Here is a 15,385-nt window from a genome sequence, read left to right as displayed (position 1 = left end):
CCCCGCAAACTTTCTTCTCTACGAAGAATAGCCAGGTGGGTTAATGGACCGCAGCCCGGGGAGCAGATCCCGGGACCGACGAAGGACGTTCTCGACGTGTCCACACCTGTAGCGGTCGCCGCGCTGATCGCGATAGCAATCGCGATGTTGTTCCTGTGCGTTCTCGTGCGTATCTGTCTCTCCGGCAGCGCGCCGCACCAGCGGCCGGCCATCCTGCGGGCGCTGGCCGAGGTCCTGCGCAACATGTGGCCCGCGCTGTGGCGCGGCGCTCTACACACCCGGTGCGACCGCAACCTTCCGCCCGCCCGACGCAGGCAAAACAGCCCGCGATGACCGGCGGCCCCGGGACGGGCCACGCGGAGTGGTTCGTTGAGGTGGGCCTTCAGGGCTTCCACCAGCGAGTGATGGCCTTACGCCCGTGCGAGCATCCTGGTGAAACGGCTCCGGCTGAGGACCTCAGAGACGTGGGACCGCGGGGGTTCTGGTCAGGGGTATAGCAAGCGGGTGCGCACGTTGTAGACGCTCATCCCCGCAGCCAGGGCTGCGGTGACGCCGGCATCGGTGTCCTCATAGGCCAGGCAGCGCTGCGGGACCACGGCGAGCTGGCTGGCGGCGAGCAGATAGACGTCCGGGGCCGGTTTTCCCCGCCCGGCCGGGACGTCGCTCCAGGTGACCACGGTGGTGAACAGTTGGTTTAGGCCTGTTGCGGCCAGTCCGGCGGCGACGTTGTTGGTGGAGGCGTTCGAGGCGATTGCCAAGCGCTGGCCATGGGCTCTCGCGGCCCGCGCGATCCGAGCGGTTTCATTGATGACGACCAGCTGCGCGGCGGCGGCCATCACATATCGACGGCAGCGCACGATGATTTCATCCACCGGCTCAGGAAGCGTTTCGAATTCCTGTTCCCACAGCACGAGCAGATCGGGCGAAGCGATGGCCTCGCGGGACCAGTACCAGACGGGGTCGAGGGTCACGTCGACGTCGGCCAGAGCGCGGGCGAGCGCGTCGAAGCAAAGCTGACGGGAGTCGACGAGGGTGCCGTCCCAATCGAAGACCAGCGCATCGTAGCCAGCGCCGTCGGGCGGAGTACTAACGCTCGTGACCGTCACGGAGCGCCAGGTTACCGTCCGGCGGCGAGCAGGTCACGGCACCAGACGGCGGTGGCCAGACAGTGAGTTATCTACCGGAGTGAAGGTTGTGATTGCTGGGTAAGTCGGGGCGTGCAGGCTCGGACGTGCCGGGCGAGGTCACTCCCCAGCGGCGCCGGCCACGCCCTCGGGCGGTGGGGCGCCGTGCGCAAGCAGGCCACCGGGCGCCCAAAGAATTCGAAGCGCCTGTCTATCCACCAAGGACCGGTGGTTTCGGCAACAAATCTCCCGGGCCCCGATAGCGTAAACGGATACCGGTGTCCGCGCGGTGCCGGCGGGCGCGGAGGACGCCTTGCCGTTCCTGATTGAGGAGAACAGCCGCCTCGCCGAGCAGGTCGAAGCCTGTAGACCAAATGTTGATCTTCCCCGGGGTCGCGTCGGTCACCCGCAGCCACGTGTCCGGTTCGGGAGGCGTCGCGAACCAGGTGACTTCCTGCACGTCGCGGGTCTGCTGGCTCCATCGGCGGGCACGGCGTGTCCGTGACGGGTTGACGAATCCCTCCCATGCTGACCGTGACTCAGGTGTCGGCCAGTCTGGGTCGAGGGCGTACTGAGGGGCGAGCCCATCGATCCACTGGCGCATGCCGTCCGGCGAATCGAAGGTGGCTGCGGTGCTCGTGACCGCCGATATGGCGGCGAGACGATGGTCGAAGCCCGTACGGATCAGGACCGAGACCGCTTGGTTGAAGGTTCCCGTCTCGATGGCGGCGAGTACCGAGCCCGACAAGGCCTCGGCGTCGGCGTTGCTCTGCGCCGCCTCGTACACCTTGGCGGCTTCCATTCCCCAGACCAGCCGGTAGATGACGTCGTCTTCGATGAACTGGGCCACCTCAACGCGGTCTCCGGGCACCTCGCTCAGGGCCGATCCGCGTACCCAGTGCCGTAGTACGTCGTCCCAGTTGGCGAGGCTCGTTTTCGGCTCGAAGATCTCGATTGCGAATACCGTCTCGGCGATCAGCACGATCAGGTCGGCGGCTGCCGCATGGTCCTCCTCGAGGATCGCGGTCTCGGCCTGACCCGCGAGGGCGATGATGTGACCGGATACCTGTGCGAGCTCGGAACCGCCCTCGGCCCCGAGTCCTGCCAGGAACCATCCGCGGCGCTGGGATGGTGTGGCCGTCTGCCACAGGTACCTGGTCCGGCTGTAGACGAGCGCACGAACGGCTGCCGTGTTGATGTCTTCGTCGCGGCGCAGTTGCCGGTCCCACAGCGAGTCGCGCAGGGCGTCGGCGACGATCTGGGTCGCGGCGTCGGCGATCACGTCTTGGTCGCCGTCTCCGACGATGCTGAGGATGCCGATGTCGAGAAGTTTGAGGTTCTCTCGCCAGCTCACGGCGGCGGCCTCCTGCACGTCAGCGGCCTCGTGTGCCACGACGGGCAGAGACCACTCGGGGGCGCCGGTGAGGTATTCAAGCAAGGGCTCGACCGCCGTGAGTCCTTGGGAGCGGTACATCCGGCGCAGAAGGTCAACACCGATCTCAATCAGCCCCGATTGGAGATCCTTGCCGCCGTCTCCTTGCGTTAGTTGGAACCACTCACGGCGGCGACCTTGTGTGGGGGCGAAGATCGGGTAGAGGACGAGTCCTTCCGTATCGACGAACGCGCGGCCGGCACGGCCGATCACGTTCATGAACTCGGAGGTTTTGATCAGTTCCTTGCCGCGGTGCAGGCTGTGAAAGAGCACCGCGGAGGCGGACAGGTTGAGTCCTTGAGCGAGCGTGGGCGAGGCGATAGTGACCTTCAGGATGCCGCGCTGCAAGAGACGTTCGATCTCGCGCCGAAAGGGGCCGGGCAACGCGCCGTGGTGGATGGCCACGCCGAGTGCAAGGCACTTCAGGATGGGGTGGTCGGCACCGAACCACTCGGCACCGACCGTTAGCGCATCGCTCAGGTCGACGTCGGCCGGCAACAGCGAGGTCACGAGGCCCCGAGCATGAAGATCGACGATCGTGCTGGCGAACGGTTCAACCGACTTGCGTAGCGGGCAGAAGACCAGGACGGTCTGCCCTTCCTCGACCAGCCGCCATCCGGTCGCGATGACGTGCTCGCGCTGGTCTTTCGGAAACATCTTCTTGCGCTTGCCGGTCGGCTCCTTCTCCTCGAAGTAGTGCTCGATGAACGGCTGTTCCGAACCGAGAGTGATGGACAACCGGGCATGGTCTCTGCGCCACTCGACTAGGCCGAAGCGCTGCTGAGTCGGGCGCCACGATTCGCGGTGCAGCCCGTCTGCCTCGTCGTCGGTGATCCACGCGACGAAGTCCTCCAGCTCAGGCCCAGAGGGGAAGACGGCCGACAGGCAGAGAATGCGACGTTCCGAGGCGTCTGAGCGGCGCAGCAGCCGTTGGATCTGGGCTTCGTAGCGAACCTCGCGTTCGGAGGCCCCGATCATATGTCCTTCGTCGAGCACGACCAGGCCGACGTCGTCGAGCAACGACGGGTCCGATCGCAGGGCGAAGTCCAGCTTTTCGGGGGTCGCCACGACGATTTCGCTGGAGCGCAGGGTGTCCTCGTCGACGTCGCTGGTTCCCATGCTCCCGTAGAGTGACGACACCCGGATGCCTAGCGGCGTGAACGTGCGGGCGAGGATGTGCTCGGTTTGTGCAGATAGCGCTCGCAGCGGGGTGACGTAGACCGTCCGACGCTGTTGCGCGAGACACGCCAAGATCGACAACTCCGCGATGCGGGTCTTTCCCGCGCTGGTCGGCAGCGCGACGACGAGGTCCCGCATGTCCTGGAAGAGTCGCCCGACGACATGCAATTGTGAGGGCCATAAGTCGATCTCGGAGCGCTCCCGTGCCAGCAACGACGCGACGAAGGTCCGCCGCAGATACCGCCACCGCTCGACTCGGTCGGCAGCACCGGACGGCGGATCGGTCGGAATGTTGGTCTCCAGGCTGCTGTCGAACAGGCCGTCCAACAGATGCCGGGTGAGCCGGTAGATCCACCACGGGCCTGGAGCACTCATGTCCGAGGACGCCTGCTCGCCCTCGCGCAGTTCGGCGAGAGCGATCTCCAGCAGGGCGCGATTGCCGACCTCGATCGCGAAGAGCCCGGCCGCGACTGCCGACAGGTAGTTCTCGCTCAACAGCAGGACAACAGGGCCGACCTCCTCGCCCACTGGCTCCTCGTCCGCCGGTTCGTCGTCCGGTTCCTCGTCCACCTCATTCCCCGTCGGGTTGAGAGCTGCCAGCACTGCGGCGTCGGAGACTTGATCTGACGTCCGCAGCGACAGGGTCCGCCGCTCGATCGCGCCCAGATTGCGCATGAGCAGGTCGGCCAGTGTCTCCTCCATAGGAGTCAGCCGTCCCGAATGCCGGCTGCCTCGAATCAGCGAGAATGCCCGCGCGGAGAAGCCGCCGAGGTGACTGGCCGCGCCGGCAACAAGGCCGTGAAACACCAGGTCCGCAGTGGAGGCCGCATTCCGGGTGGCCGCTTCAAGCGCATACGAGCTCTGGATAAATCCCTGCTGGGCAAGGACGATCTGCTCGGGCGAGTCGTTCTGCGTGATCTCCCACAGCTCGAGGCTGGTCGACAGCAGCGCGTACCCGTAGTTGAGCAGGTCGGCATCCAGGAACGAACTGAAGTTCGGCGCGTCCGGGGGCAGCGTGCCGTCACGGCGAATCATCGACTGGGCCTGGCCCCTGGCCAGGAGACGGTCACGGAAGCCAGCGTCGGTGGCGGAAGTCAGAATGGCCACAAGCTCCCGCGCCTCACGCGCCACTGGCGGTCACCTTCTCGTAGGCCTCCTGGATGAACTGCCGGTGGCCCTGGACCCGGAGCGTGATCGTCAACTGCGGCACGGAACCCCGGTAGGCCTCCAGGTCCGCGGTCACGTGCTTGCCCGGGTTGTTGCCCGTGAGTAGGAACATCAGGTGATCGACGTCCTCGGGCCGGACGCCCTCGCCCAGCTGCAAGGCGAGCACAGCGTCCCCGACATTTTCGCTGTCGGGCGTCGATAGAAGCCTTTCGGCGAACTGGGTGAGTGACTGCGGGGACGGCAACTCGTCGTTGCGCGACAACCCGTCGCGCGCCTCCGCGACCGTGTTGCCGTACAGCCGGGCGCGGCTCTTGGCCTCCGCCTTCACGATGCGCAGTTTGCCATCGGCATCGAACTTCGCTCCGAGCGCGTCGTCGCCCCTCATGGCCCATTCCTGGTGGTCGCGATCGATCAACCTGCTCGGCCCGACCACGCAACCCTGCTCCTCGTGAAGATAGGCCGTCGCGAGGATCTCACCCATGTCACCGGATCGGGCGCTGGCCGAGGTAGGAAGTTTGTTACGCAGAAACTCCGCGACAGCGTCCTTGCCCAAGCGCTCGGCAATGCGTGCAAGCGAGCCGGACTTGGCGTACGTCGAGGGAAGGCCGGCCGCGATCGTGGCGATTCCCGCGCCGTCGTCGTGAGACTCGATGAAGCCAGCAAGGTGACCTCCGGTTGGTACCGGTGTACCGACCGTGCACCAACGCCGAAAATCCGACATGTCCTGACGTCCACGCATCCCTTGTTCGTGACCAAGCATCAGCGGACAAAACTGTATCGAGCCGATGGGACGAGCGGGACACGTTGTAGCTGAATGCTTTGCGGTCACCTCGGCACCCACCTCCGCAGGACGACGTCGCCAGCTGGCCGGGGTCGGCGCCGTAACCCGTGACCCCGCCTTCGACCCCACGCTCGAAGATGATCAACAGCCCGGGTTCGCGGATGCCTCGACTAAGGTCCGCCACGCCGTCCAGGGCAAGGAACAGAACAGGGAAGGCCTGGTACATAAGCGTTTCTGTCATACCCCTTGGCTAGATTCCTCGCAGGCCGCTGGCATCGGTGCCAGACGGATGGGTGTCGAGGAGGGGCCGGTGCGCCTCACGCGGGTGTACGTCAGATTCTTCAAGTCGTTCAACTTCGACTACGAGCGCCGGGCTAACGAGAAGGCCCAGCGCCAGCCGTGGGAGATCCTGCCGGAAGGCTGGTATCCCCACGTGCGTCTCGATGTCGACCCGCAGATCACTGCGATCGTCGGGGCGAATGAGTCGGGGAAGAGCCACCTGCTGGACGCCATCGAAGGCGTGATGGGTGTCCGTGAGGTCACTCGCAGCGACTTCTGTCGCTATTCGCAGCTGTTTTCGGTCGAGACCGATGAGGTCCGAGTACCCGACGTCGGCGCCGTCTTCACCGTCACTCGACAGGCCGACGCCGAAGCCCTGGGAATACTCGAAGTCACCAGGGAGGTAGGCCAGACCTTCCTGTTCATGCGGCCCGGAAATGGGCGCCCGTTCATCCTGGCCGACGAGGACCTCGTCGAACTCGACGACCCGGCCCAGGTGAAGACGCTTGAAGCCGTCCTGCCGCAGGTCCTGCGGTTCTCCACCAGCATCGCCGTGCCCGACAGCGTGCCGATCGCCTCCCTGTGGGGCGGTCGGCTGGGCAACCTCGCCGACCGCCGCGTCCGCGGGGAATTCCTGGACGCTGCGGAGGAAGCCGACGACGACGCCGACGTGCCGGCGTGGGGCCAGCGTCTGTGGGGGTTCTTCCGCCGTCCCGCTCCTACGACGGAGAGCCGTGAGCAGAAGCGTCAGCGTGAAGCGCGGGCGCTGGCCAAGAAGCTGCTCGTCGATGTGGCCCGCGTCGACGAGAATATTTTCAAGGAGCTTCAGAAAGCCATCACCGAAGGCAAGGAAGGTGAGGTCAGCGGCCTCGAAGGTAAGATCAACGAAAGTCTTGCGAGGCACCTGAACCTGTCGCGCTGGTGGAGCCAGGACAGCGACTTCCAGCTTCGGGTCGCCACTCGGGAACGCGAACTCGTCTTCACCATCCGCGACCGCACTGGCGCCGAGTACTCCTTCGGCGAGCGCAGCCGCGGCCTGACTCACTTCCTCGCCTACTTCGTGCAGCTCAAAGCCCACCGGCCGGCCGAGGACCGCGACGAGCTCCTGCTCATGGACGAGCCTGACGCGTACCTGTCGAACTCTGGGCAGCAGGACCTACTGCGGGTGCTGGAGAACTTCGCGATCCCCGACGACCGCGTACGGGCCGACCAGGTCATCTACGTCACGCACTCACCATTTTTGATCAACAAGAACGCCGCTGATCGGCTGCGGGTCCTCGACAAGGGCGCCCAGGAAGAGGGCACCCGTGTCGTCCGCGATGTCGCCCGCACCCACTACGAACCGCTGCGCTCCTCACTCGGCAGCTACGTGGCCGAGACCGCGTTCATCGGCGGCAAGAACCTCATCGTCGAAGGGTCCGCCGATCAGGTGATGCTGGCCGGAATGTCCAACGCCCTGCGCGTCCGGCGCCCCGACGTCGCCCGGATGCTCGACCTCAACGAAGTCACGATCGTGCCCGCCGGCAGCGCAGACAGCGTCCCCTACATCGCCTATCTCGCCCGCGGACGCGACCCGATCAAGCCCCCGTGCGTCGCTCTTCTCGACGGCGACAGCGCCGGCCGGATGGCCGTCGAGAAGATCCGGCGCAGCGAGGCGAACCGCAAGCCCGTCCTGGACGCGAAGTTCGTCGTCTGCCTCGACACCTGGGCCACGAAACGTGCAGCCTCTCCGCCCGACGACATCAAGGTCGCCGCTTCCACCAAGTCCGGTGACGTGACTGAGATCGAGGATCTCGTCCCCGTACGCATTGCTGTCCACGCCGCGAGGAAGTACGCCATCCGGCTGCTGGGCCTCGACGAAGACGAGGCCGCCAAGCTCAAGGAGGCGGATCTAAAGACCCGGCTCGACGACGGCCGCCCGCTGTGGGACAGCCTCAAGGACAGCTTCGGCGAAGCCTTCAGCGCCGGGATCGACAAGGTCGGCTTCGCCCGCGAAGTCGTCAGCTACCTCACCCAGGTCCCCCTTGATGGTCGACGCCCGTCCGAGATCAAGACCCTGGAAGACAACTTCATCGCGCTCCTCAGCGACCTGACCGACCTGCTCGAGGACGCCGCGATCGGCGAGACCCAGCGCCGCCGCGAGAAGCGGATGGGCCGCATCGTCCGCAGCTTCCTTGACGACTACCACTCTGGCGCCACCCGCACCATCGCAGACAGCCGTCTCCGCGAGATTGAGAGCAGCCTCGACGACTCCGCCGCCCACGACGACCTCCGAATCAAGATCTCAGCGCTACGGCGAGACTTCACCCTGCGGACCGACCCGACAAGAACCATCACCAACTTCCCGGCCTTCCGGCAGCGACTCGAAGACCTCACCCGCCAGGAACGCCTCGCCAACCAGGACCCCGAGACAAACACCGGCCCTGGCTACTGACCTGCCGCTGGCGCTACGGATCAGAAGGTTAGGGGTTCGAGTCCCTTCGGGCGCACAAGATTTAGACGGGTCTGAACTGCGGAAACGCGGGTCAGGCCCTTCTTGCTGTCCGGCCTTATCGGACGGTGGGTGTCAGTTGGGTGCCACATGGGTGTCATCACTTTCCGTGACGGATCGGGTTGCGGCGGGCGCGTGACCTGCGGCTTCGTTTTTTGGTGGCGGGCCGTTTCTCTGAAGGTGTTTGTTTTTCGTCGCGTCCGGCGGGCCGGTTCTTCGCCGCCTTTTCCTTGATGCGTTTGCGGGTGTGCCGGGCCGCGGCCAGCACCAGAGCGGCGGTCGCGTCCGCGCAGCGGCGTTGGCTGTCGGGGAGCACGCTGGTGTAGGTGTCGGCGGTGACCACGATGCTCGAATGGCCTAGCAGATCCTGAAGGGTCTTCAGATCAGCTCCGGCCTCGTGGGCGAGGGACGCGGCGCCGTGCCGCAGGTCGTGCAGCCGCACCGGTGGCAGTCCGGCTCGTTCGGTGAGTTTCCGGAATCGAGTGGTGGCGTAGTTCGGGTTGATCGGCTGTCCGTCCTTGCGGGTGAACACGTACCCGGAGTCAATCCAGATCTTGCCGGCAGCGTGCCGCCGCTCGCCGGAGTTGCGTTGCCGGCTGCGATGGGCGCGCAGGATGCTGACCGTGTGCTTGTCCAGGGCGACGGCACGGCGGCCGGCGGCGGTCTTCGGGTCGCCTTCGACGACGGTGTAGCCCGCGGTGGTGCGTTGCCGCTCGACGAACAACAGCCCCCGGTCGAGGTCGACGGCCGCCCACCGCAGGCCGCAGAGCTCGCCGCGGCGCAGCCCGCGCAGGGCGGCGAGCCACCAGAACGCGAACAGCGAGTCCTCGACGTTGGCTTCCAGGAAGGTGGCAAGCTGTTTCGCCGTCCAGACCGCGACCGGGGGATGTTCGCCGGTGCGTTCCCAGGCTTCGACCCGGCCGTCGGTCCAGACCTGGGCGTGCGGGCGCCGGTAGCCGTGAATCTCGATGTGACGGGCCGGGTTCGACCCGATCAGCTCTTCCCGGACGGCCAGGTTCAGTGCGGCGCGCAGGGTGGTGCGAAGGTGGTTGAGCGCCGACGGCGACTGCGGAAGGCCCTTGGCGTTGGTGGTCTGCGCGATCTCGGCGAAGACGGCGCGCAGCAGTGGTCCGTCGAGGTCGGAGAGCCGGTATTGGCCGAGGCGGGGATGAGGACCAGCTCGACGTCGCGGGTGTAGTGCAGCCGGGTCGTCGGCCGGATCCTCGTGCGGGTATCGAGCCAGTGCCGCAGCCACCGTTCGAGCGTCCAGCCGTCACCGCAGCGCCGCGCGGCGCTGTCCGCGAGGCAGTCCTCCCGAGCGGCCCGGGCGGCGGCCTGGGAGACGAACCCACCCCGGCGGATCCGTTCGGAGCGGCCGAACAGGTTCGGCGCGGAGCAGTGGAAGTACCAGGAGCCGTGCCCGCGTTCGGGTAGCTGAGGGCAGCGCTGCTCCAACCGCTTCCCCTCTGCGTTGCGGCATCCGCATCGTTTGAAGGTCTTACCTGTCGTGGTCATCGCTGCCTCCCGCCGTCGCACCGGATGAATCGAGCGTGATGGCTGGGGTCCTTGGATGGGAGTCCCTGCGAGAGGGATATGTCCGCAGCGATACGCCAGTGTGCGGTGGCGATGTCTGCCGCAGGGCGGCGTCCAACGTGAGTATCGATGTGCCGGCCACCTCTTGCCGTATACCCCCTGGGGGTATAGCTTTTGTATTGGAGGTGGTCGACATGCCGACCCACAACGAACACGGCAACACCCACCAGCACGGCCGCGAGCACCACGCGGCTGCCGCGACCCTCGATCACGCGAGCGCCCACGAAAACGTCCATCACGCGACGGCCGGGCATGACCACCATGCCCGCGGCCCCAGTTCCGGGCATCACGGCGGTCACGGGCATGAGGGCCATGACAAGCACGCCGGGCACGACCCGGAGATCTTTCGCCGCAAGTTCTGGCTCAGCCTGGCTCTGACGGTCCCGATCGTGCTGACCAGCCACATGATCATGGACTGGTTTGGCTACCGCCTCGACTTTCCCGGTACGGCCTTGGTCGGCCCGGTCCTGGGCACCGTCGTGTTCTTCTACGGTGGCTGGCCGTTCCTGGCCGGTGCGGTCAGCGAGGTCCGGGACCGGGTGCCGGGCATGATGCTGCTGATCTCGATGGCGATCACGGTCGCCTACACGGCGTCGCTGGCGACCAGTCTCGGCCTGTTCGACCTGGACTTCTGGTGGGAGCTGGCGGCGCTGGTCACCATCATGCTGCTGGGGCACTGGCAGGAGATGAAGGCGATCGGCCAGGCTCAGGGGGCCCTGTCCGCGCTGGCGGCGCTGCTACCTGACGACGCCGAACGCCTCACGAACACTGGCGGTGTCGAGCGGGTACCGATCGCCGACCTGGCCGTGGGGGACACCGTGCTGGTGCGTTCCGGCGCCCGGGTGCCGGCGGACGGTCGGATCGTCGACGGCGCGGCCGAACTCGACGAGTCGATGATCACCGGCGAGTCGCGGCCGGTGCCGCGCGGTGCGGGCGATCGGGTGGTGGCCGGGACGGTCGCGACCGACTCGGCGATCCGCGTCGAGGTCGAGGCGGTCGGGGAGAACACCGCCCTGGCGGGCATCGGCCGGCTGGTCGCGCAAGCCCAAGCCGCCGGCGGCCGGGCGCAGGTGCTGGCCGACCGGTTCGCGGCGATGCTGTTCTACATCGCCTCCGCGGCCGCTGTGGTGACGTTCCTGGCCTGGTGGCTGCTCGGCGATCTTGACCAGGCGGTCGTCCGTACGGTGACGGTCCTGGTGATCGCGTGCCCGCACGCGCTCGGCCTGGCGATCCCGCTGGTGATCGCTCTGTCGACGGCGTTGTCGGCCAAGGCCGGCATTCTGGTCAAGGACCGGCTGGCGCTGGAGCGGATGCGGACCGTCGACACGGTGCTGTTCGACAAGACCGGCACCCTGACCAAGGGCGCGCACACCGTGACCGGCACCGCCGCCGCCGACGGGTTCACCGACGACGACGTGCTGCGCATCGCCGGAGCGGTGGAAGCCGACAGCGAACACCCGCTCGCCCGGGCACTGACCGCCGTCGCCCATGAACGTGGCTTGCACGCCGACGCGACCGGGTTCCGGTCACTGACCGGCCGCGGCGTCCAGGCGAGCGTCGACGGGCACACGTACGCCGTCGGTGGACCGGCTCTGCTGCGCGAACTCGACGTCGTTGTCCCGGGTGGCTTGCAGGAGACGGCCGGGCAGTGGTCGGCGCGGGGCGCTGCGGTGCTGCACCTGCTGCGCCTGCACGACGACGGCGGTGCCGCGGAGGTGATCGGCGCGTTCGCGTTGGAGGACGAGGTGCGCCCGGAGGCCCGGCAGGCTATCGAGCAGCTGCGGCGGGCCGGTATCGGCAAGATCGTGATGATCACCGGGGATGCCCGGCCGGTGGCCGAGGCCGTCGCCGCCGACCTCGGGTTCCGGGCCGGTGTCGACGAGGTATTCGCCGATGTGCTGCCGGCCGACAAGGACCGGACGGTCGCCGAGTTGCAGGCCCGCGGTTTGCGGGTGGCGATGGTTGGTGACGGCGTCAATGACGCGCCAGCGCTGGCGCGCGCCGATGTCGGCCTGGCGATCGGGGCGGGCACGGACGTGGCGATCGAGTCGGCGGGTGTCGTGCTGGCCTCCTCCGACCCGCGGGCGGTGACCGGCGTGATCCGGCTGTCGAAGGCTTCCTACCGCAAGATGATCCAGAACCTGGCGTGGGCGGCCGGCTACAACATCATCGCCATCCCGCTCGCTGCCGGGGTACTGGCATGGGCCGGGATCACGTTGAGCCCGGCGATCGGCGCGGTACTGATGAGCGCCTCGACGATCGTGGTCGCGCTCAATGCCCAGCTGCTGCGCCGGGTGAACCTGATCGCGCAGCAGCAGTAAGCAACGGTCAGGTGTCCCGGGTGAGTCGGCGTGGCCCTGGCAGCGATGCTGCCGGGGCCACGTTGCTACCTGCCTCCCGCGCGACGAATTTAGGCACATCGCACCACGACTGCTCCCCACCACCGCGAAGCCCGACGGGCAGGGCTGCCGATCTGGCGTCCGTTGGCGTCGTCGAAGGGAAGGGTTGTCAGGATGTCGGGTTCATCAGCGGCGGCGTATCTGCTGAGCGCGGCTGCGGTGCTCGGCCTGGCGGCCACGGCCGGCCCGGACATCGTCGGCCTGATCGGTTCCCCGGCACCGGCGGCTACCGCGACGGCTGCGCCATCAGGACAGAAGACGAACCCGGCGGGCAAGTCCTTCGTCACCGTGGTCCGCCACGAGCGGACCGCTCCCTCGGCCGGCGAACGCAAGAACGGCGCACCGGCGACGTCGAGCGCCGCCGCATCGCCGACGACCGCCGTGGCGCCGTGCACGGGTGGCCGGTGGCAGCGCGCCATCGAAGAAGACCTTGCCCAGCTCGGTTCCTTCGGCGCGGTGAGCGTCGACGGGCGGCAGTCGCCGACGGACTGCGCGGCCATCAGTGGGTTCCAGCAGCGGTTCGGTATCGAGCCCGCCGCCGGGCAGGCCGACGCGACGACCGCTGATGTCGCCCGCCGGATCACCGCGAGCTCCATCCCGGAAAACGTGCAGCGCTGCGACGCCGGGCCGGGCGTGACCGCCTGCGTCGATCTCACCAGGCAGACGGCATGGGTAATGCGTGACGGCGCCGTCGTGGCGGGGCCGACGGTCGTGCGGACCGGCTTCGCCGGCCACGCCACCCCGGCCGGCGCCTTCCGGATCAACAAACGAACCGAGAAAGAGTGGTCGGACCCGTACGAGGTGTGGCTGCCGTACTGGCAGCGGTTCATCGGCGGCATCGGCTTCCACGAGACGACGACGTACCTGCACGACATCGCCCGCGGCTCGCACGGCTGCGTCAACCTGCTGCACCGCGACGCGGTGGCCATGTGGGATCACCTGCAGATGGGAACTCGCGTGCACACCTTCGGACGCCGGCCCGGCACCTGACCGCGCCCGTTCCGGCACCGGCCGGCCGGTGCCGGGCGTCGGTGCGGCGGGTCACTGCGGTGGCAGTAGCCCGGCCCAGGTGACCTCGAGCAGTCGCTCGCGGCTGTCGGCTTGCGGCAGCACGGCCGCCGCAGCCAGCGCGTGCAGGCAGAAGACGGCCAGTTCGCCCGACGGCACATCGGTCCGGACGGCACCCGCGTCGGCGGCGTCGGTGATGACGGCGGTGACGAGCTCGTGCAGCCGCTGATGGGCGGCCGGCATGTGCGAGGCCCGGTGCAGCGTCATCGCGACCTGCGTGGCCGCGGCACCGACGTGACCACCGCGCCCGGCATGCGTACCTGTAGTGGACAGCCGCAGATAGGTAGCCAGCACGGTGTACAGCCGTTCGCCCGGATCGCCGCTGTCGGCGGCGACGGCGGCGAGCTGATCGAGGTGCTCGGTGACCTGCCGTTCGTGCCAGGCGGCCACGATGGCCTGCACGTCGGGAAAGTACTTGTACAGCGTGGCCCGGCCGATGCCGACGTGCGCGGCGATCTGCGACATGTTGACCGCCAGGCCGTGCTCGGCGATCAGCGCGGCGGTGGCGTCGAGGATGGCCGCGTACACGGTGTGGCGGTGCTGTTCGACGGTCGAGTTCCACAACTTCGGCACCCTTCCATCGTACGCATTGCCCGCACTCCGTCACTCTGCCTATTATCAATACAATCTGTATTGTAAAAGTGGAAGGCGTGGCGATGACACGTCAAGGGCCTGCGTCCGAGGAAGGCATGCCGCGCTGGGTGAAGTCCTTTCTCATCACCGGCGTGGTGTTGCTGGTCGTGGTCTTAGTGGCGGTGCTGTCCGGTCACGGGCCCGGCCGCCACATGGGCCAGGGATCGCTGCCGGCCGCTTCCGGCGACGGCCACCGGTGACGCTGCCGGTAGGGATGCGCCGCGCGGGACTGTTGCTGCACATCGCCGCCTCCGTCGGATGGCTCGGCGCCGTCGCGACCTCCCTGGTTCTGGCCGGTCTCGCCGTCACCGCCGACGATCCGCGCACGGCCGATGCCGTCTACCTGCTCCTGCGGCCGCTGGGCTGGTACGTGCTGGTCCCGTTCGGGATCGCGAGCCTGGTCACCGGGGTGATGCAGTCCTTGATCACCGTGTGGGGTTTGGTCCGTCACTACTGGGTGCTCGTCAAGCTTGTGCTCACCGCGTTCGCCGTCGCCGTGTTGCTGCTGTACACGCGCACTCTCGATGCTCTCGCCGATGCGGCGCGCGTCGCGGCAGACGGCGGGCCGTCGGTGACGGCCACCGCGTCGCCGCTGGTACACGCGGCCGGTGCCGCCATCCTGTTGCTGGTCGCGTTGGCGCTGTCGGTGTACAAGCCTCGAGGACTGACTCCGGCAGGACATCGACGGCGCCAGCACGTCGGCGCCGATTCAGCGGCGAACACGGGAGCCTGAGTGGTCCTCGGCGGACGGCGGTCAGGTCGCGCGCTACCGTGGACGCCGTGACGAGGACAGCAGCGACCGCAGTGGGCCGCACGGCTCGCCTCGCGCTGCTACTGGCGACCGCCTTGGGGCTGGCGCTCATGCACACCCTCGGCCACACAGGCATCCGCACCGACCCGCACCCGGCGATGACCGGCATGAGCACGACTGCGGCGGGCGCCGCCGAGATGCTGTCCGCTGTCGTCACCGCGGCGCAGCCGTGCCCGGACGGGCACTGCGACGGCCACGGCGGGCACGGCTCCGGAGCCTGGAGCGCCTGCCTGGCGATCCTGACCGGCCTTGCCGTCGTGGTGATGCTGCTCTGGCTGCTGACCCTGGTTCAGGGTCGCCGCCCGCTTCCGGCGCCCGCGGTCCTGCGGGCGCCGTCCCCCCGGGCGCCACCGGATCGTCTCACCGGACTCACGCTCGCATCGGCAGCGGTACTGCGCATATAGCAACGCCACCTCGACGTCGACCCG

General features: G+C 67.7%; 12 protein-coding genes. 7 read left to right on the top strand and 5 right to left on the bottom strand.

Annotated elements, in window-relative coordinates:
- The first annotated feature begins 96 nt into the window (after positions 1–96).
- Entirely contained in the window at positions 97–333 is a 237-nt protein-coding gene (locus tag OHA21_RS38035; RefSeq protein ID WP_328463482.1) for a hypothetical protein, read from the top strand.
- 152 nt (positions 334–485) lie between these two features.
- Here OHA21_RS38035 and OHA21_RS38030 read toward each other — a convergent pair whose 3' ends face one another.
- The 3 genes from OHA21_RS38030 to OHA21_RS38020 all read right to left on the bottom strand — a co-directional run bounded on the left by OHA21_RS38030 (position 486) and on the right by OHA21_RS38020 (position 5,662).
- Positions 486–1,106, bottom strand: coding sequence for an HAD family hydrolase (locus OHA21_RS38030; RefSeq protein ID WP_328463480.1), 621 nt, complete (start codon positions 1,104–1,106; stop codon positions 486–488).
- 229 nt (positions 1,107–1,335) lie between these two features.
- On the bottom strand, positions 1,336–4,866 hold the full coding sequence (locus OHA21_RS38025) for a DEAD/DEAH box helicase (RefSeq protein WP_328463478.1): 3,531 nt from the start codon (positions 4,864–4,866) through the stop codon (positions 1,336–1,338).
- Complete coding sequence (locus OHA21_RS38020; RefSeq protein ID WP_328463476.1) at positions 4,856–5,662, bottom strand: Hachiman antiphage defense system protein HamA; 807 nt, start codon at positions 5,660–5,662, stop codon at positions 4,856–4,858. Before OHA21_RS38020 ends, OHA21_RS38025 begins: the two co-directional genes overlap by 11 nt.
- Positions 5,663–5,972: 310 nt before the next feature.
- On the opposite strand from OHA21_RS38020, the gene OHA21_RS38015 reads away from it, so the two are divergent.
- A complete protein-coding gene (locus OHA21_RS38015; RefSeq protein WP_328463474.1) occupies positions 5,973–8,396 on the top strand; it encodes an AAA family ATPase in 2,424 nt (807 codons plus the stop codon).
- A 157-nt stretch (positions 8,397–8,553) separates the two neighbouring features.
- Here the strand turns inward: OHA21_RS38015 and OHA21_RS38010 are convergent, their stop codons facing one another.
- Positions 8,554–9,708, bottom strand: coding sequence for a tyrosine-type recombinase/integrase (locus OHA21_RS38010; RefSeq protein ID WP_328463473.1), 1,155 nt, complete (start codon positions 9,706–9,708; stop codon positions 8,554–8,556).
- A 472-nt stretch (positions 9,709–10,180) separates the two neighbouring features.
- On the opposite strand from OHA21_RS38010, the gene OHA21_RS38005 reads away from it, so the two are divergent.
- Together OHA21_RS38005 and OHA21_RS38000 are read left to right on the top strand one after the other, a co-directional pair.
- Complete coding sequence (locus OHA21_RS38005; RefSeq protein WP_328478793.1) at positions 10,181–12,367, top strand: heavy metal translocating P-type ATPase; 2,187 nt, start codon at positions 10,181–10,183, stop codon at positions 12,365–12,367.
- A gap of 192 nt (positions 12,368–12,559) precedes the next feature.
- Positions 12,560–13,435 carry a L,D-transpeptidase gene (locus tag OHA21_RS38000; protein ID WP_328463471.1) on the top strand — a complete coding sequence of 292 codons (876 nt, stop codon included), beginning with the start codon at positions 12,560–12,562 and terminating at the stop codon, positions 13,433–13,435.
- A 51-nt stretch (positions 13,436–13,486) separates the two neighbouring features.
- Here OHA21_RS38000 and OHA21_RS37995 read toward each other — a convergent pair whose 3' ends face one another.
- Complete coding sequence (locus OHA21_RS37995; protein WP_328463469.1) at positions 13,487–14,086, bottom strand: TetR/AcrR family transcriptional regulator; 600 nt, start codon at positions 14,084–14,086, stop codon at positions 13,487–13,489.
- Positions 14,087–14,163: 77 nt separating this feature from the next.
- On the opposite strand from OHA21_RS37995, the gene OHA21_RS37990 reads away from it, so the two are divergent.
- Genes OHA21_RS37990 through OHA21_RS37980 form a run of 3 tightly spaced genes read left to right on the top strand, consistent with a single transcriptional unit; the run spans position 14,164 to position 15,361 of the window.
- Complete coding sequence (locus tag OHA21_RS37990) at positions 14,164–14,346, top strand: hypothetical protein (protein ID WP_328463467.1); 183 nt, start codon at positions 14,164–14,166, stop codon at positions 14,344–14,346.
- Positions 14,343–14,879: a DUF2269 domain-containing protein gene (locus OHA21_RS37985; protein WP_328463466.1), complete on the top strand. Its 537-nt coding sequence runs from the start codon at positions 14,343–14,345 to the stop codon at positions 14,877–14,879. The genes OHA21_RS37990 and OHA21_RS37985 overlap by 4 nt, the downstream gene beginning before the upstream one ends.
- Positions 14,880–14,926: 47 nt before the next feature.
- A complete protein-coding gene (locus OHA21_RS37980; RefSeq protein ID WP_328463465.1) occupies positions 14,927–15,361 on the top strand; it encodes a DUF6153 family protein in 435 nt (144 codons plus the stop codon).
- Positions 15,362–15,385 lie beyond the last annotated feature (24 nt).

It is taken from the genome of Actinoplanes sp. NBC_00393, from assembly GCF_036053395.1.
Taxonomy (GTDB): Bacteria; Actinomycetota; Actinomycetes; order Mycobacteriales; family Micromonosporaceae; genus Actinoplanes.
Note: the sequence above shows the minus strand (reverse complement) of the source record. Positions and strands in the feature narration are given on the sequence as shown.